At 36.2% G+C, this 18,661-nt stretch carries 11 protein-coding genes; 10 read left to right on the top strand and 1 reads right to left on the bottom strand.

Going from position 1 to position 18,661, the window contains the following annotated elements; genetic code table 11:
• Positions 1-98: 98 nt before the first annotated feature.
• The 5 genes from ACFSTA_RS09055 to ACFSTA_RS09035 all read left to right on the top strand — a co-directional run bounded on the left by ACFSTA_RS09055 (position 99) and on the right by ACFSTA_RS09035 (position 10,788).
• Positions 99-4,697: a cell wall-binding repeat-containing protein gene (locus ACFSTA_RS09055; RefSeq protein WP_377556296.1), complete on the top strand. Its 4,599-nt coding sequence runs from the start codon at positions 99-101 to the stop codon at positions 4,695-4,697.
• Positions 4,698-5,081: 384 nt separating this feature from the next.
• Positions 5,082-6,542, top strand: a complete 1,461-nt coding sequence (locus ACFSTA_RS09050) for an APC family permease (RefSeq protein WP_377556295.1) — start codon at positions 5,082-5,084, stop codon at positions 6,540-6,542.
• Positions 6,543-6,681: 139 nt separating this feature from the next.
• Complete coding sequence (locus ACFSTA_RS09045; protein ID WP_377556294.1) at positions 6,682-8,115, top strand: sodium:solute symporter family protein; 1,434 nt, start codon at positions 6,682-6,684, stop codon at positions 8,113-8,115.
• A 24-nt stretch (positions 8,116-8,139) separates the two neighbouring features.
• The gene (locus ACFSTA_RS09040; protein ID WP_377556292.1) at positions 8,140-9,789 is read left to right on the top strand and encodes an amidohydrolase; all 1,650 of its coding nucleotides are present in this window, start codon (positions 8,140-8,142) and stop codon (positions 9,787-9,789) included.
• A gap of 297 nt (positions 9,790-10,086) precedes the next feature.
• On the top strand, positions 10,087-10,788 hold the full coding sequence (locus ACFSTA_RS09035; RefSeq protein ID WP_377556291.1) for a glycerophosphodiester phosphodiesterase: 702 nt from the start codon (positions 10,087-10,089) through the stop codon (positions 10,786-10,788).
• Between the two features lie 52 nt (positions 10,789-10,840).
• On the opposite strand, the gene ACFSTA_RS09030 is transcribed toward ACFSTA_RS09035, so the two are convergent.
• Complete coding sequence (locus ACFSTA_RS09030) at positions 10,841-12,154, bottom strand: nucleotide sugar dehydrogenase (RefSeq protein WP_377556290.1); 1,314 nt, start codon at positions 12,152-12,154, stop codon at positions 10,841-10,843.
• A 192-nt stretch (positions 12,155-12,346) separates the two neighbouring features.
• Here ACFSTA_RS09030 and galU point away from each other — a divergent pair, with 192 nt between their 5' ends.
• The 5 genes from galU to ACFSTA_RS09005 all read left to right on the top strand — a co-directional run bounded on the left by galU (position 12,347) and on the right by ACFSTA_RS09005 (position 18,475).
• Positions 12,347-13,231 (top strand): UTP--glucose-1-phosphate uridylyltransferase GalU, encoded by an 885-nt coding sequence (gene galU / locus ACFSTA_RS09025; RefSeq protein WP_377556289.1) that lies wholly within the window; start codon positions 12,347-12,349, stop codon positions 13,229-13,231.
• 156 nt (positions 13,232-13,387) lie between these two features.
• Positions 13,388-14,524 (top strand): glycosyltransferase, encoded by a 1,137-nt coding sequence (locus tag ACFSTA_RS09020; protein ID WP_377556288.1) that lies wholly within the window; start codon positions 13,388-13,390, stop codon positions 14,522-14,524.
• A gap of 11 nt (positions 14,525-14,535) precedes the next feature.
• Complete coding sequence (locus tag ACFSTA_RS09015) at positions 14,536-15,666, top strand: glycosyltransferase (protein WP_377556287.1); 1,131 nt, start codon at positions 14,536-14,538, stop codon at positions 15,664-15,666.
• A gap of 48 nt (positions 15,667-15,714) precedes the next feature.
• Positions 15,715-16,503, top strand: a complete 789-nt coding sequence (locus ACFSTA_RS09010; protein ID WP_377556286.1) for a glycosyltransferase family 2 protein — start codon at positions 15,715-15,717, stop codon at positions 16,501-16,503.
• 31 nt (positions 16,504-16,534) lie between these two features.
• Positions 16,535-18,475: a glycosyltransferase family 2 protein gene (locus ACFSTA_RS09005; protein ID WP_377556284.1), complete on the top strand. Its 1,941-nt coding sequence runs from the start codon at positions 16,535-16,537 to the stop codon at positions 18,473-18,475.
• Positions 18,476-18,661 lie beyond the last annotated feature (186 nt).

The following is an 18,661-nucleotide window of genomic DNA, read 5'->3' as shown; positions in this document are numbered from 1 at the left end:
GTACAATTTTTTGAAAAATAGAAAAAGGAAGAAGGTGATTTTAAAGTAGTCGGAAGTTTTATTTCAATAGTAAATAATTTATATGGGGAGGAAAGTAGATGGTCAAAAAAAGTTTTGCGATCGTTATGGCGTTACTATTAGTATTATCTAACATTACGATGGTTTCTGCTGCACCACAAAAAGTAGATCCACTAAACAGATCGAAAGAAGTGCAAACAAGGGATAAAATAACAAAAGAAGAATTAGACGAATTATATGATGTAAAAGACAAAGTAAGAGTAATTGTTGAGGTGGAAGGAGAGCCTGCAATTACATATGCAACACAGCAGGGAAAAAAATTTAGTGAGTTATCTGAGGGGAAGAAAGAAGAATTACATTCTGATGCCTTAGAATCACAAGGAAAAGTTCAAAATCTATTAAAAAGTGAGAAAGTAGATTTAGTACTTAAAGAAAACTTTACAACAGTATTCAATGGATTTAGTGGTGAAGTTGAATATGGAAAAGTAGCTAAAATTGAAAAACTAGATGGTGTTAAAAGAGTAACAATAAGTAATGAGTATGAACGTCCAGAAGTAACACCAGATATGAAATATAGTAAGGAACTAGTTGAGGCTCAAAGAACATGGGATGAGTACGGGTATGATGGTGAAGGAATGATCGTTGGAGTTATTGATACAGGTGTTGATCCAAGTCATAGGGACTTCGTACTAACAAATGAAGAAGAAGCAGCACTAACAGAAGGTTCTGTTGAATCTCTAGCATCTGAAAATGGATTACCAGGTCAATACTATACTGCGAAGGTTCCATATGGATATAACTATATGGATGGAAATAGTGAAATTCGAGATCTTGGTCCTGGAGCATCCATGCACGGTATGCACGTATCTGGCACAGTAGGTGCAAATGGTGATGAAGAAAATGGTGGGCTTAAAGGGGTTGCTCCTGAGGCGCAAATACTGGCTCTAAAAGTATTTGGTAATGATCCAGAAATGGGATCTACATGGGGTGACATTTATATTAAAGCAATTGATGATGCAATCCTTTTAGGTGTAGATGTACTAAACATGAGTTTAGGATCAACGGCTGCATTTGTTAGTCCTGAAGATCCTGAACAACAAGCAGTTGCTAGAGCAGTTGAGAATGGCGTACTAATGTCTATTTCAGCTGGTAACTCTGCACATTTAGGAAATGGATTCTATAATCCATACGCATCAAATCCTGATGTGGGAGTTGTAGGTGCCCCAAGCCTATCTCACGATTCAATATCTGTTGCATCTATAGAGAATACTTACATGGATATGGATGCACTAAAATTTTCTTATGGTGAAGAAGAGGGGTTATTCACTTACATGTCAGCAAGTGATGTTCATCCGAACGATGTAGGTGGAACGTATGAAATTGAATTTGTAGGTATTGGAGATGCAGAAGGTTTTGGTGATAAAGATTTAACAGGTAAATTTGCTTTTGCATTAAGAGGTAACGCATTTACTGATACTGCTTTCAATGCAATGGCAGCAAATGCAGCTGGAGTTATCGTATATAACCATTCTGATGGTTGGGTAAACATGGCATCGGATCCAGCAATTAATATTCCTCAGTTATTCATGCAAAAAACTGATGGGGAAGAATTAAAAGCTGCTTTAGATGCAGGAGAAACAGTATCCATTTCATTTGAAGGTGATGTTGTAACAGCTGCTAATCCACTTGCAGATACAATGTCTGATTTCACTTCTTGGGGTGTAACACCGAATCTTGATTTCAAACCGGAAATCACAGCACCAGGTGGAAATATCCTATCAACATTTAATGATGATCAATACGGTTCTATGAGTGGTACATCCATGGCTGCTCCACACGTAGCAGGTGGATCTGCACTTGTATTACAACGTGTTGATGATCAATTTGAACTTGAAGGTAAAGATCGTGTTCAAATGGCTAAAAATATTCTGATGAATACTGCTGAACCAGTAATGGATAAAGGTACTATCAATGAAATGTTTGGTACAGAAAATCCATATTCACCGAGACGACAAGGTGCTGGTATCATGCAACTTCACAAAGCTATTAGTACGCCTGTAGTAGTAACAGAAGCTAATAGTGGAGAAGCGAAAGTGGCACTAAAAGAAGTAAATGATCAAATTAGCTTTACTTTGGAAGCTACTAATTATAGTGATGAAGCTGTAACATATGATGTTGCTGCAAATGTACAAACTGATTTAGCGTTATTCGGTGTAATGGGGTATGCTGCTGATGAATTAGAGGCTCAGGAACTTGCTGGTGCTAATGTAACGATTAATGGTGGGGATTCCACAGTTACCATTCCAGTTAATGGGACAGTATCGCTTGATGTGGAAATAGATTTATCAGAAGCAACAGTATATAGCGAAGACGCTGGAACAGACGTAGATCCTGATACAATCTTTGAAAATGGATACTTTGTTGAAGGTTATGTAACACTTTCGAATGAAGCGCAACCAGAATTATCTGTGCCATATGTAGGATTTAATGGTGATTGGAATGAGGCGCCAGTTATAGACGAATTAGCATATGATGAATCGGTAACTGCTGATGGTGAATTCCTATCATTCTATGAACAAGGTGCAATGTTATTTGAAGGGGAAGACGGATACTACTATTTAGGTCATGATCCTTTCTCAGAAGGTGCTTATGGTAGATCCATTAATAAAATTGCAATTTCGCCAAATGGTGACGGTGTACAAGACGAAGCAATTCCACTCTTGTCATTCTTACGAAATGCAAAATTAGTAGAATACAATGTATTAGATGAAGATAAAAATCCTTTACGTACGATTAAAACGGATACGAATGTTAGAAAGAACTACTATGATGGTGGATTAGGTTCACCATACTACCTAAATCCTGACTTTGAGTGGGATGGAACAGTCAAAAATCAAGTTGTAGAAGATGGCCAATATTTCTATGAAGTTTCAACTACAATTGACTTCCCTGGTGCTGAAGCTCAATCTTTCCAAGTACCAGTACTAGTTGATACGGTTGCTCCAGTCTTAGAATCTGCTTCTGTAGATGGAGATGAATTAGCATTTTCTGTATCAGATGAACTGTCTGGAGTTTCCTATGTTGAAGTATTTGTTGAAGGGGAATCACTAGGTGTTCTTCCTGCGGATATCGGTTCTGTAAGCTTTGGTGAGGAATTACCTGCTGGTACAGACGTATCTCTAGTTGCAGTAGATAATGCTGGGAATAGTACAGAAGTTGTACTTTCTGGTGTAAATGACGGAGCAGTACCTGTAATCAGTGTTACAACTCCGGAAACATTTAGTGTCTTTGATACGAATGAAGTTGTTGTAGCTGGTACCGTTTCTGATGATACTGGAATAATTGATTTCAAGGTTGAAGGTGAAGCAGTAGAATTAGTATCAGAGGGTAATGGTGTTTATAGCTTTGAAACAACAGTAACATTTGAAGATGGGGCAAACCCTATTCACCTGTACGCAAAAGATGAAGCTGGAAATGAAACAACACTTTCAAACAGTCGTTTGATATTCGTTGATACGACAGCTCCAGAATTAGAAGTAGAAGCTACAGAAACAGTTGCTCAAGATGTTACTTCTGTTGATTTAGTTGCTAGTGTATCTGACAATGCAGAAGAACTTCGATTAATTGTTGATGGTAATGAAGTGTTCTATAATGAAATGTCAGGATATGATATGGTTCCATTCAGTACAGAGGTTACAACTGAAGTTGATTTAGAACCTGGTAACAACGTATTTGAATTCGAACTGACTGACCTTGCAGGAAATGTAACGACGAAAGAAGTATCAATTTATCGAGATCCAGTTGCTAGATTATCTGGTGAAAATCGTTATGAGACATCTGTTCAGGTAAGTGAACAAGGTTGGGAGTCATCTGACGTAGTTGTACTAGCACGTGGAGATGATTATGCAGATGCTCTAGCTGGTGCTCCATTGGCTAAGAAACATGACGCACCACTATTATTGACAAAACCTGGTGAGTTAACAGATGTTACAGAAGCTGAAATCGAACGCTTAGGTGCCGAAACAGTATACATTCTTGGTGGTGAAGATGCAGTAAGTTCAGACGTTGCAGATGCACTTGAGGCGAAGGATATTACGGTTGAACGCATTGAGGGCTCTAACCGTTATGAAACTGCTGTAGCGATTGCGAATGAAGTAGTAGAAGGTGAGATAAATGAAGCTGTTCTTGTAAATGGCTCCAACTTCCCTGATGCACTATCTGTAGCTTCTTATGCTGCAAGTAGTGGCCTTCCAATTCTTCTTGTAAAAGAGGATGCAATACCAGAAGCTACAGAAACAGCACTTGACACGTTAAATGTAGAACAAACACTAGTTGTTGGTGGTACAGCTGTAATTTCTGATGACGTATTCAATAATGTTCCAAATGCAGACCGAGTATTTGGTGATAATCGCTATGAAACAGCAGTTGAAGTTGCTAAACACTTTAATGTAGATAGTAATAAGTACTTTGTTGCAACTGGGGCAAACTATGCGGATGCTTTATCTACAGCAGCATTAGCAGCAAAAGAAGGAACTGGTATTCTTCTAGTGAAAAACAGTGTATCAAGCCACGTGGAAAACTTTATTGCTGAAAACGCAGTAGAGTTAGTAACCGTAACAGGTGGTTTATCAGCTGTAAGTGATGATGTTGTAGCAGAACTAAAACAATTGTTAGATTAATAGATAAAGTAGGCATAAATTTCTATTCTATGCTAATCTATTAACGTAATTAGAGAGAAGATTTCCTAATTATATAGGGAATCTTCTCTTTATTTATTAAATGTCCTTTAAGAAATACCCTTTCGAGCATAAGAAAAATTAATTATCTTCACTACACCACAAAACTCCCACTTCCTTATAATTGAATGTCTCCACTCGATTCCAATCGTCATTTTCCATTATTCAACCACAAAATTCCGCGAAATTTTATGTTTTATTCCTATATACTTCCGTATTCACCGTATTCTTTCCGTATCACTTCATATTCTAAAAATATCAAAAATGTATTAATTCCTTGTTTTTGAGATAATTAGTTAGTAAAACGAAATAAAAAGGAGATCATTTATGGAAGAACGAAAGACACTGAAGAAATCATTAAAAGCACACTGGGTTTGGGCGATTGCTCTTGGGTCCTCCATCGGTTGGGGTGCTTTTGTACAACCTACAACATGGATGTCATCAGCTGGTCCAATGGGCGTAATTGCCGGTTTTGGAATAGGTGCTGTATTAATGATGCTTATCGCCGTTAGTTATGGCTTTCTCATTAAAAGCTTCCCGGTATCTGGAGGAGAGTTTGCCTATTCGTATATTAGCCTTGGCAGGACCCATGCATTTATTAGTGGGTGGTTTTTAACACTAGGTTACATATGTATTGTAGCACTCAACGCATCCGCATTCGCACTTATGTTTAAATTTGTTTTCCCAGCATTAATTGAAAATCTTAAGCTTTACCAAATTGCTGGATGGGATGTTTACGGTATGGAAATCGTAGTCGCGTCAGTTGCACTTGGCGTATTTGGTTTCTTTAATGTAAAAGGTACAGGCTTATCTGGACGTATGCAGTTTATATTTTGTAGTGTAATGGTCATCAGTGTTGTAGCGCTAACACTACTAGTCGGTGCGCAACCAGGAGCAGGACTTTCCAATGTAGCACCAATGTTCCCGGCAGATACAACAGCATTTGCGGCAATTATTTCAATCGTTGCCATCGCGCCATGGGCATATGTCGGATTTGATAATGTACCACAGGCAGCAGAAGAATTTCATTTTTCATCGAAAAAAGCATTCACATTAATCATATTAGCGATTCTTTTCGCAGCACTTTTATATAGCTTAATGATTTTAGCAACCGCAATGATTGCACCTTGGGAAAGCCTAGTTGCTCAAGGAGAAGTATGGGGAACTGGGGCTGCAGTTCAAGAATTACTCGGAACCATGGGAATAATCATTCTTGTAACAGCATTAACGATGGGGATATTTACTGGATTAAATGGATTTATTATTTCATCTAGCCGTCTGTTATTTGCCATGTCACGTGCAAAAATTATCCCAGAAGCATTTTCCAAATTGCACCCGAAGCATAAAACACCATATGTGGGGATAATCTTTACGGTAATTGTATCGATGTTCGCACCTTGGTTTGGCCGAGAAGCATTACTCTGGGTCGTTGATATGTCATCTGTTGGGGTAACAGTTGCATATTTCTATACGTGTTATACAGCATTTAGCTTATTTAGAACAAAAATGGGATCTGGCTTTAATCCAGCAAAACACGTTGTAGCACCAATGAAAAAAGTCATCTCAGCAGTAGGTATGGCAGCAAGTCTCGTGTTCCTAGGTCTTTTGCTAATCCCAGGATCACCAGCATTCTTAGGCATTCAATCGCGAATTGCATTAGCCATTTGGATTGGACTAGGAATTATATTCTACTTCATCAAACGTAAAGAATTTAATCAAATCCCAGAAAAAGAATTGAACTATCTAATTCTAGGAAACGAAAAAATCGAAGCGGAAAATAGAGAATAAGGGCAAGTGGGACGGAGGGTCAGTCCCCCCGGACTGGGACAAGGGGTCAGACCCCCCGACCCATCCGGCCACCAGTGGGACGAGGGGACTGACCCCCACAACCCACCAACGACCTCAACAAAAAAAGGGAGTGCGCAACATGACGTGGTATTTAAGTTATATTTTGATTTATTTTATTTTGATGTTTGCGATGGGTTTTTATTATTTCTGCAAGGTAAAGACCTATGATGATTATCTAATTGGAAGCTGGAATACTGGATTTTGGAAAATTACCGGTACGATAGTTAGTACCTGGTGTGGTGCTGCCGTATTTATTGGCTGGGTCGGTATGGGCTTTACAGTAGGACTTTCAGGATTTTTCAAATTTGCTTTACCTGGAATTTTATTCTGTTTATTATTAATCGTTGCATTCGCAGGTCCCTTAAGAAGACAGCGTTTGTATACTTTAGCTGACCTTTTTGGAGAGCGTTTCGGAGGAAGATCTGGAATTATTCCATCCATATTATCTGCATTTATTTATTCCGTACCAACACTTGCGTTACAAATGGTTGGGATGTCAACGATTTTCAATATTACGCTTGGAATTGAACCAAGTAAAGGGATTGCGTTATCATTCGTACTAATTTTAGGTTTTACTATTTTAGGTGGATTACCTGCAACTATTATTACAGATGCAATCCAATCTATTGTCGTTATTATTGGAATTGTCGTCTTGTTTATTACGAGTATTGTTTATGCTGGTGGAATTGGCGATGCGATTGCCAATACATCCTTCGAATATATTAGTCCACTTGGTCCTGATGGATTAGGAGAAATCTTACTTTATGCATTATCTGTTGGACCATTCTATATGGTATGGCAATCAACATGGCAACGAATTTTTGCATCAGAAAGTGAAGAGGTTGCGAAAAAAGCTGGGATTACCGGGTTTGTTATTGCCGGATGTATCTCATTTCTACCCTTTTCAATTGGAGTGATTGCACGTCAATATGTACCATTAGATATGGATCCTGACTTGTTATTCTCTTATGTTACAGCGGAACTACTACCTCCAGCTATCGGAGGGATTGTATTTATTGGTTTACTAGCTGCTTTAATGACGGGTGCAACATCATTTATTTTACAAGGAAGCTCCAACCTAACTCGTGATTTGTTTCAACGTTTAGTCAAACCAAATGCAAATAATAAACAATTGATGATGACAGCACGAATTGCAGTCGTAATTATTTCTGCTCTTGGTTTACTTGTTTCTTATTTCGTAACAGACATTGCAAGTGCATACCAATGGGCATTACGTCTTTCTGCAACTGTGCTCGTATTCCCATTCTTAGCGGTTATGTTCTGGAAACGTACGACAAAAGCAGGAATGCTTGGTAGTATGACCTTGGCTTTAATTGCCACACTCAGCTGGCCATTCTTAGGTATTGCAATTGATCATACAATCTTCGGATTTACGGTTTCGATTGTTAGTTTAGTTGTTATTAGCTTATTGACACAACATGATGAAACAGAGCAAGTTCGTGCGGTATATTGGGAGGACCTTGATTCTGCCAGTAAAAAGGAAGAAGCATAGTACGATGAAAGAAGGCGAGGCATCATGAGTAATATAGATCTCATTATTAAAAATGCAAATATAATAACGGTTGATGAGAATAATACAAGAGCTGGCTCCCTTGCTGTAATGAACGGAAGGATTAAAAAAATCTGGACTCAGCCAGAACCACCTTTACATGAGGTGGACCTTGCATCATCAACTAAAACACTTGATTTACAAGGCAAAACACTAATGCCTGGTTTTATCGACACCCATAATCACTTGCTGATGTACGCTCAATTCCGCAAACAAGCGAATTGCAGTACACCACCGAATAAAAATATTTCTGACATTCTACAAAGGGTGAAAGAACTTGCTGATAAAACTTCAGAAGGCGAATGGGTAATGGGCTGGGGATATGATGATACCTTGCTCGAGGAAAAACGTCACCCAACCCGTGAGGAGCTAGATAATATAGCGCCAAATCACCCAGTATTCCTTCGTCACATTTCTGTGCACTTTGCTGTTGCTAATTCAAAGGCATTGGAACTGGCGGGAGTTAATGAAGAAACACCAGACCCAAAAGGTGGACACTTTGGGCGTAATGAAAATGGGAAGTTAGACGGCGTATTACACGAGTTACCAGCACTTGATCCGGTACAAGCGATCATCCCAGATCCCTCTGTTGACGATCTTGCTGCCTTAATCGGTGAGGCATCTCAAGATTATCTAGCACAAGGAATTACGACGAGCTCGGATGCTGGCGTTGGACTAGATCAAGGAAAAGTTGAATTAGAGGCGCATATTAAAGCATCAGCAAATGGGGATAATCCACTTCGTATGCGTCTCATGATACTTCATCATTTATTAAGTGAACAAGGACCTTTTCATAAGTATTCAGCACAAAAGTTGGATGAAGAAATAAAGCAGCGTACAAATGGAAAAGCAACCCTAGACAGTGCAAAACATTTTCAGGATGGATCTATACAGGGAATGACAGGTGCACTGAGAAAGCCGTACCATAATGATTCGAATGTTTACGGGGAACTCTTAAATGATCAGGAGGATTTCAATGATGAAGTCCAAAACCTTCACGAACGTGGATTTCGCGTTACGATCCATGGCAATGGGGACCGTGCAATTGGTTCGATTCTCGATGCTTATGAAAATGCCTTAAAAATCGCACCACGAACCGATCATCGCCATCGAATTGAACATGTACAAACAGCAACACCCGATGATCTAGACCGTTTCAAACGATTAGATGTTGCAGCATCCTTTTTCATTAATCATGTGTACTACTGGGGAGATAGGCATAAAAATATCTTTTTAGGTCCGGAACGCTCCGAAAGGATTAATCCACTCGCAGATGCATCAGAAAGGAAACTTCTATACACCTTGCATTCCGATTGTCCAATCACACCAATATCACCAATCTTCTCCATATGGGCAGCGGTGAATCGTGTGACGAGAGAAGGTCATGTTTTAGGAAAAGATCAACGTATAAGTTTAGAAAAAGCGCTTAGAACGATGACAATCGATGGAGCAAAGCTTAACTTTGATGAGAAAAATACGGGTAGTATTGAAGTTGGAAAGTTGGCCGATTTTGTGGTGCTAGAGGCAGATCTATACGAAATTGATCCAATAGAGATCAAGGATGTTAGGATCTTAGCTACGTTTATTGGTGGAAAGGAGATATATCATAAGATTTAATAAATAAAAAATGTATAGCCCCTGTAGAAATGTCTGTATTATGTTGAATATTCTGGTATAACGGAGTTAACTTCCAATAAAATATTGGGAGATTCGTTTCTCTAGATGTGAAAATATGCAGTTAATTTTAAATTTACATTTAGGGATAGATTTTTTGGTTTCAAATATTTGTTCATTTTTCTTCTAGTGAATCAAATTTTAAAATTTACAAACGTTTCATAACACCTACATATTTACTTAATAATAATACCTTAGAATAAGATTAAATCTTAATCTTATTCTAAGGGGGAGAATGGTATGAAAGTTAGAGGTGTCGCCCATCGTGGTTATCCAATCAATTATCCAGAAAACACATTATCTTCATTTCAAGCAGCAATTGATTTAGGGTTTACACATATGGAGTTGGATGTCCATTTAAGTAAGGATGGCGTTCCGGTTGTCATGCATGACCATTCCATTGATCGGATGACAGATGGCAAAGGTGAAATAAAAAATTACACATTAAAAGAGTTAAAGCAATTTAATATTGAACCGGATGAAAAAATACCAAGCTTAAAGGAAGCTCTACTTTTAGCTAAGGATCGAATCATTGTATCGATAGAGTTGAAAAAGCCAGAGTTATATCCAGGTATTGAAAGAAAAGTGTATGAGGTTATTTCGAAATTAGACATGGTTGATCAAGTTTACATTATCTCCTTTAATCATAAATCCCTTTCAAAATTACGTGTTCTTTCAAGTGAGTTACATATTGGACCTTTAGTTAGTAGGGTCAAAAAATCTCACTTCAGTTTAATTAAAAAGTTAGATGCTAATTATTTCGCTGTAAAATATGATTCTGTAAAAGATAAACATATTAAACGATGTGAAGATATGGATGTGCAATTAGTGGTGTGGACGGTTAATCGGGAAGAGGATATGACATCCATAAGAAATTATCCATCGGTACTAGTAACTACAGATGAATTAGAAAAATATAGCAATCTATATCTAACTCGATAATAATAAAACTAAAAACCACTGTTTGAAAACATCAAACAGTGGTTTGTTTAGTTTATAAACTCCAGTAATGATATCCTTTTGATTCGAATTCTTTCCTATCCAGAATACTCTTGATATCAACGATAACTTTTTTGTCATTTTTGTATAATTTACCCAAAGTTTCTACATTGTATGATTCTTTAAACTCATCATGTGAAACAGCTAGTACTACACTATCTACATTATTAACTTTGTCGATATCAACTAATTCAATACCGAACTCATTATAAACCTCTTCAGGATCCGCTACTGGATCATGCACTAAAACTTCAACATCATATTCTTTTAATTCATTTATGATATCAATGATCTTAGTATTTCGTACATCAGCAACATTTTCTTTAAATGTTAATCCAAAGATAGCCACTCTTGCGCCATCAATATCCTGCTTTGCTTTAATCATTTGTTTAATTATATTACTTGCAACATATTTACCCATATCATCATTAATTTTTCTACCTGATAAAATAATTTGAGAGTGGTAACCAAGCTGTTCTGCTTTATAAGTAAAGTAATATGGATCCACTCCGATACAATGTCCCCCAACTAAACCAGGAGTAAACTTTAAGAAATTCCATTTAGTTCCGGCTGCCTCTAATACTGCCTTCGTATTAATTCCCATTTTATTAAAAACAATGGAAAGCTCATTCATAAAGGCAATATTGATATCACGTTGAGAGTTTTCAATTACTTTTGCAGCTTCAGCAACTTTAATGGACTCTGCTTCATGTACCCCAGCTTCGATTATGGAGTCATACACATCGGAAATCTCTTTTAATGCCTCTTCATCAGATCCTGACACAATTTTAATGATTTTAGTTAACGTATTAACTTTATCACCAGGATTAATGCGTTCTGGAGAGTAACCTACCTTAAAGTCTTCTCCATATTTAAGTCCTGAGATTTCTTCCAGAATAGGGATACAAATTTCTTCCGTTGTCCCTGGATAAACAGTCGATTCATATACAACAATAGATCCTTTAGTTAAATTTCTACCAACAGTTTCACTTGCTCCTATAACGGGTTTAAGGTTAGGGGTCTTATCAGTGTTTATTGGTGTTGGTACTGCAACTACATGAAACTTACATTCCTTAAGCTCACTTTCATTATTTGTAAATTTCATAGTGGTGTTTTGAACAGCTTCGTTTCCAACTTCGTCTGTGATGTCAACACCACTTAGATATGTATCTAGTTTTGAAGTGTTTGTATCATATCCAACTACATCATATTTTTTGGCAAATTCAATAGCTAGTGGTAAGCCAACATAACCTAGACCTATAACGGAAATTTTTTCCTCTTTTGACTGTATCTTGTCAAATAAGCTCATATTATCTCGACCCTTTCCTCAATTTATAGAAAATATCATTATTACTATACAGCTATATCATTACCTTGTATAGTAATTTCTATTATATATTGTAATATATATCAATGCATTTTTCTAATAACAGTAAAAAATTGGAGTGTATTAACCTATATGATAAAATTTAAATAATAATAATGAAGGAGAAAATTGTCGATGAAAGTAAAAAAAGCGATTATTCCTGCTGCAGGCTTAGGAACAAGGTTTTTACCCGCTACAAAAGCACAGCCAAAAGAAATGCTCCCGATTGTAGATAAACCAACCATTCAATATATAGTAGAAGAAGCTGTGGCTTCGGGTATAGAGGATATTATTATTATCTCAGGTAGAGGGAAACGAGCAATTGAAGATCATTTTGACATATCCTATGAATTAGAGGAAAAATTAGCTCAAAAGGGCGATATAGAAAAACTAGAGATGGTCCGCTCTATCTCTAATTTAGCTAATATCCATTATATAAGGCAAAAAGAGCCAAAGGGGCTTGGTCATGCAATTGCATGCGCACATAGCTTTGTTGGGAATGAACCATTTGCAGTCTTGCTTGGAGATGACATTGTCGATTCAGAGGAACCTTGCTTAAAGCAACTGATTGAGGTGTATAATGAACACCACAAATCAATCATTGGGGTACATGATGTTCCGATGGAAGATGTATCGAAGTATGGTATTGTTAAACCTTTAAGCACTAAAAATTTTGGACTTTCAATTAGTGCAATTGATTCGTTAGTAGAAAAACCTACACAAGAAGAAGCACCTTCTAATTTAGCAATTATGGGACGTTATGTACTTACACCAGAAATTTTTGAAATCCTTGAGAATCAAAAGCCTGGTAAAAATGCAGAAATTCAACTGACAGATGCTTTAGTAAAATTAAATAAAGAACAACAAGTTTTAGCTTACAACTTTACTGGTAAAAGATATGATATAGGAAGTAAGTTGGGATTTGTACAAGCTACTATTGATTTTGCACTATTACGTGAGGACTTGCATGACGACATTAGGGATTATATGGAAAGGAAGTTACAATCATTCGGTAAATAATATATTGACTTGAAAGGAATTTAACAGAACGTGGTTGAATTCCTTTCTTCTATTTGATTAGTACAATAATTTATAATTTGCCATCGCTATGGTATAATCTTTTGAGTGTAAATTAAGACCGTTAGATAGATTTTATAGATTGGAAGGCTGGATTCTGTGGAGAAGATTAAGATCGTATTTTTTATTTACCAGTTAGGTTCTGGTGGAGCTGCTAGGACAATGTTAAATATTTTAAACAATATAGATAGAAGTAAATTCAAGCCTATCCTTGTAACATTGAATTATGATGGAAACTATGAGGAATATTTAAAAGAAGATATAAAGTTCGTTAAATTATCAACAAGAAGATTACGTTCAGCAATTCTACCATTATCTAAAGTAATTCGAAGGGAAAATGCTGATATTGTATTTAGTACCATTCCCAATTATAATACGGTAGCCATTCTTGCTAGTTTAGTTTCATTTAGTAAAGCAAGAAACATAGTAAGAGAAGCAGCCTTTTTAGGTGGAACTTTTACTAGTAATCTGAAGCTTCTAGCATATGGTTTTTTATATAAATTGGCTCCTAGCGTAATTGCTTTGTCACAAGGAGTAAAAGATAATGTAATAAAGCGTTATAAGGTAAATCCACATAAGATTAAAGTAATTTATAATCCAGTGGATATAGATAGGATTCAATCTAGCATTCAAAATGGAAAGATACATGAACAGTACGAATCAATCATCAAAAGTAACGAAAAAACGATTGTAACTGCTGGTCGTCTAGTACCCGATAAAGATCATAAAACATTACTAGAAGCGTTTGCAAAAGTGAATAAAAAAATCAACTCAAACCTATTTATCTTAGGTGAGGGCGAATTAGAAACCATCTTAAAACACAAGGCTAAACAATTAAATATCCATAACAAAGTACACTTTGTTGGCTTTCAGCAAAATCCATATATTTATTTTAATCATGCGGATTTATTTGTATTATCCTCAAGAAGAGAAGGTTTTGGGCATGTATTAGCAGAAGCTCTAGCGACTGGTACTCCAGTTGTATCTACAAACTGTAAGCCCGGTGCAATTGAAGTATTAAAAGATGGAAAGTACGGTAGATTATGTAAAGTAGGTAATCCGGATGAATTGGCGAATGAAATATACGATGTTTTAACCTGCGATACAGATGAACTACACCAGATAGTTAGTAGAGGATTACAGCGTGTGGAAGAGTTTGATGCAAAAGTTATTGTAAAACAATATGAAGAAGTGTTTATGAGACATGCAACTCATAGGGTGAGCGATAGGAATTAGGAGGTAAGGGAATGGAATTAACCAACCGTGTCGTACATTTAACGACAGTACACCACCCATACGATCCACGTATTTATCATAAAGAATGTAAATCATTACATCAAGCTGGCTATGATGTGACTTTAATTGCGCAAGAAGATCCAACTGAATCAAGAAAAAATGGGAGTATTAAACATATTAAGCTAAAATCATATTCAAATAGATTGAAGCGAATGATATTTGGAACATACGATTTGTACAAGAAAGCAAAACGATTAAATGCAGATGTATACCATTTTCATGACCCGGAATTATTGCCAGTTGGTTGGCTTTTAAAGAAGAAAAATAATATTGTTATTTATGATATTCACGAAGACTATGTGACAAGTATTATGCAGAAAGAATATATGAAAGAAACGATAAAAAAGATTGTGGCATCTGCGTATAAGTTTATGGAGAATATTTTTGCGAAAAAGCTCGAGCTTTGCTTAGCAGAAAAATATTATAAAGATATTTACCCAAGGGGAAAATGTATATTAAATTATCCAACCATAAACAAAAATGTAATTAACCATCAACGAAAGAATAGTTCAGTGGAAGATAGCTTATTGTACACGGGGAATGTTACCCATGTAAGGGGTGCGTTGATCCATGCAAAGATACCATTGATTCATCCTAGTGTATCTGTCCATTTTGTAGGGAAATGTAACAAATCAATAGCTGATGAGATTTATACTATTGCAAATGATAGACAACATCAGATCGAGATTGTAGGGATTGATCGTTTCGTTGAGAAAGAAGATATCGAAGCGAAATATGTTAGCCGTAACTGGCTAGCGGGAATCGCACTCTTTCCACCGACTGAACATTATATGAAGAAAGAGTTAACCAAGTTTTTTGAATATATGAGTGCAGGTCTACCTATTATTTGTTCGGACTTTCCGGTTTGGAAAAAATTTGTGGAAACTTATGAGTGTGGAATTGCAGTCGATCCGTATAATGAACATGAAATTAACGAGGCTATTGAATTTTTAAGAAATAACCCTCAAGAAGTAATCCGGATGGGTGAGAATGGCAAGGAAGCAGTAGTCGAAAAACTAAACTGGAATGTAGAAGAAGGGAAACTTGTTAATTGGTATAAGGAATTACTTGACAAGAACTAAACTTTTTCGGAATTAAGATAATAGATAATTATAGAAAAGAGGGGAAATATGTCACAACAACATAACCCTTTAATATCAGTTATAACACCTGCGTATAATGCGGAAAAATTTATAGCGAAGACAATTGAGTCTGTACTCGATCAAACGTATACAAATTGGGAAATGGTTATCGTGGATGATCGTTCAACTGATAATACGGTGCAAATTATACAAGAATATCAAAAGAATGACGAACGAATTAAACTGTATATTTTACCTGAAAATAGTGGTTCTGCAGTTGCTCGAAATACAGCAATGAAAAATGCACAGGGACAATATATTGCATTTTTAGATAGTGATGATCTTTGGTATCCTGAAAAACTTGAAAAGCAATTAAAATTTATGCAAGAAAAGAATATTGCTTTTTCATTTACGAAGTACAGACGAATGGATGAAGATGGTACACTGAGAAATGCTATTTCGAAAGCTCCAAAGTCCGTAAGCTACCATGAATTGTTAAGGCACTGTGTAATTGGTTGCTTAACGGTAATGATTGATCGTGATAAAGTTGGTCGTTTAGATATGATAAACATACGAACAAGGCAGGATTATGCTTATTGGTTAGAAATAACGAAGCGAGGATTTAGTGCCTATGGATTACCGGAAGTATTATCCAAGTATAGGACGGTTGAGAACTCCATATCTAGAAATAAAATTAAAGCTGCTAAAAGACAATGGTATGTGTATCGACATGTTGAAAATCTAGGGATTCTAAAAAGTCTTTGGTACTTTACTTATTATGCCTTTATGGGTGTGAAAAATATGATTAAATATAAGGTATCATTAAAGGATAAATAAATTAATCAATCAAGGATGGTGGCAGACTGCGGTGAAGAACATTTTTAAAAAAATACTTTCTTTCCCCATGGACTGGTTCCTTTTTACTGTTCTAAGTGAGAATCAGCGAAATTTTTTAAGTAGCTTGTTATCCGAGAAAGTAAAGGAAAAAATTAAAAGACTAATTAGTGGGAAAAAACTAATCGAAAGAGATAAGCTGCAAAAAATAAAATACCATCTATATAATCTAGGTATGGAAAAAAAAGGACTTGATGCATTAGAAGCATTCTATGAAAATGCGAAAGATCCATATTTAAAACGTACAGCTGCATGGGAATTAGTTTTATGGCATGCTAATGAGCATTCAGAGCAAGGCGGAAGAAAAGCGTTAACTTATATACCAGCAGCTTCTTTAAAACAGAAAAATATGGATGAACGTAGAAGAATAGCGATTATTAAAGCGGAATGTCTTGATTTGATAAATAAAGTCCAAGAATCCAAACAAACGATAGATCAGATGCTTTCTTTGGATGAGCATCCAGATTTATTTTTAGCAAGAGCTAATTTAGAGGATTCGATTGAAAATAAACTCAAATGGATAAACAAGGCCCTTAGTTATTATAATCTAACTCCTATATCCTTCTCAGGTAAAACTGTTTCTGTTAGTTATGATGATTTATCTACTGAAGTGTTAGAACCAGTAGAAAATGCGGAGCCAAAAGTTTCTATTATTCTACCGGCTTATAATGCGGAGACAGGTATCCGAACAGCGATTAATTCCTTGTTAGCTCAGACATGGCAGAATTTTGAGCTGTTAGTTGTAGATGATTGTAGTCCGGATAATACAGTAAAAGTAGTTCAAGAATATGCAGAAAAGGACTCTAGGGTTAAACTATTAAATACTCCAATTAATAGTGGACCATATGTTGCGAGGAATATAGCACTAAAAGAAGCAACAGGAGAATTCGTAACGATTAATGATTCAGACGATTGGTCCCATCCTCAGAAAATTGAAATACAAGTGAAGCACTTGTTGGAGAACGAGCATATCATTGCAAATACATCTGAACATGCCCGTTTAACGGAAGAAATTAAATTATATCGTCGAGGTACTCCAGGTAAATATATTTTTCCTAATATGTCTTCTATTATGTTTAGGCGCAAACCGGTCATGGAGAAGCTGGGTTTTTGGGATAGTGTTCGATTTGCAGCGGATGGTGAATTTAAGCGTCGTTTATTAATGGAGTTTGGCGTACAACGTTATGTAGACTTACAGACAGGTCCGTTATCATTGCCAAGACAATCCGTTTCATCATTAACAGGAAGCTCTGCATTTGGATACAATGGCTTTTTTAAAGGAGTACGAAGAGAATATGTGGAAAGTCTTGAATATTACCATAATCGTGCTGATAATTTATATTATCCCTATCCCCAAATGAAACGGGTATTTCCTGTTCCTGAGCCAATGTGGCCCCAAAGGGAAGAAATGCCTAAAGGGAAACGGCATTTTGATGTTGTTATTGCTACTGATTTCAGAATGTTTGATATGGCTACATTAAACGAAATAAAACAAGGGTCTAAGCTACATGAGCGTATCGGACTTGCGCAAATTAATCATTTTAATTTGGCTTTAGACAACAAGACTAACGAGGAATATAGAAGTTTGATCGATGGTGAAAAGATACAAATGCTAGTGTACGGAGAAAAAATTAAATGTTTGAAGCTAATCATTATAAATCCTGTTGTTTTAGAAGACTCTCAACACTATGTACCTGATATTGAACCGGAAGAAGTGTCTGTTGTTATTAATTGTTTACCGGTACAAGATGGTGAAAGGTATTATCATTTTAATAACAGTAAACAACATTTAACTACCTTTTTCAATTCCAATAGTATCTGGTATCCTTATAATTCTTCTATACGAGATGAACTAATTGAAGAGTATAATGAGGAAATAAATCACATTCCTCTTTCAAATAACGAATGGAAATAACAATCTTTTATTGTGAGCAAGAAGCGGAAAATGTCTCCGTATTCTTGCTCTTTTTATTCGATATAAAGCGACAATAGTAGGATCATACCATTTACTTTCGACAAATATTCTACTAATATATTAAGTAGAGTAAAAAAGGGGGTGGACTATGAAAGTGACAGCAGTCTTATAATAGAATAATAGAGG

Origin of the sequence: Ornithinibacillus salinisoli, from assembly GCF_042684965.1 — a bacterium.
GTDB classification, from domain to species: domain Bacteria; phylum Bacillota; class Bacilli; order Bacillales; family Amphibacillaceae; genus Ornithinibacillus; species Ornithinibacillus salinisoli.
This window is presented reverse-complemented; position numbering and strand designations above follow the sequence as displayed.

Excerpts from the sequence above, each read along its gene's own strand:
- ACFSTA_RS09035 (WP_377556291.1), top strand. The coding sequence starts at position 10,087 with ATGAAAGTTAGAGGTGTCGCCCATCGTGGTTATCCAATCAATTATCCA.
- ACFSTA_RS09050 (WP_377556295.1), top strand. The coding sequence starts at position 5,082 with ATGGAAGAACGAAAGACACTGAAGAAATCATTAAAAGCACACTGGGTT.
- ACFSTA_RS09055 (WP_377556296.1), top strand. The coding sequence starts at position 99 with ATGGTCAAAAAAAGTTTTGCGATCGTTATGGCGTTACTATTAGTATTA.
- ACFSTA_RS09010 (WP_377556286.1), top strand. The coding sequence starts at position 15,715 with ATGTCACAACAACATAACCCTTTAATATCAGTTATAACACCTGCGTAT.
- ACFSTA_RS09015 (WP_377556287.1), top strand. The coding sequence starts at position 14,536 with ATGGAATTAACCAACCGTGTCGTACATTTAACGACAGTACACCACCCA.
- ACFSTA_RS09045 (WP_377556294.1), top strand. The coding sequence starts at position 6,682 with ATGACGTGGTATTTAAGTTATATTTTGATTTATTTTATTTTGATGTTT.
- ACFSTA_RS09040 (WP_377556292.1), top strand. The coding sequence starts at position 8,140 with ATGAGTAATATAGATCTCATTATTAAAAATGCAAATATAATAACGGTT.
- galU (WP_377556289.1), top strand. The coding sequence starts at position 12,347 with ATGAAAGTAAAAAAAGCGATTATTCCTGCTGCAGGCTTAGGAACAAGG.
- ACFSTA_RS09030 (WP_377556290.1), bottom strand. The coding sequence starts at position 12,154 with ATGAGCTTATTTGACAAGATACAGTCAAAAGAGGAAAAAATTTCCGTT.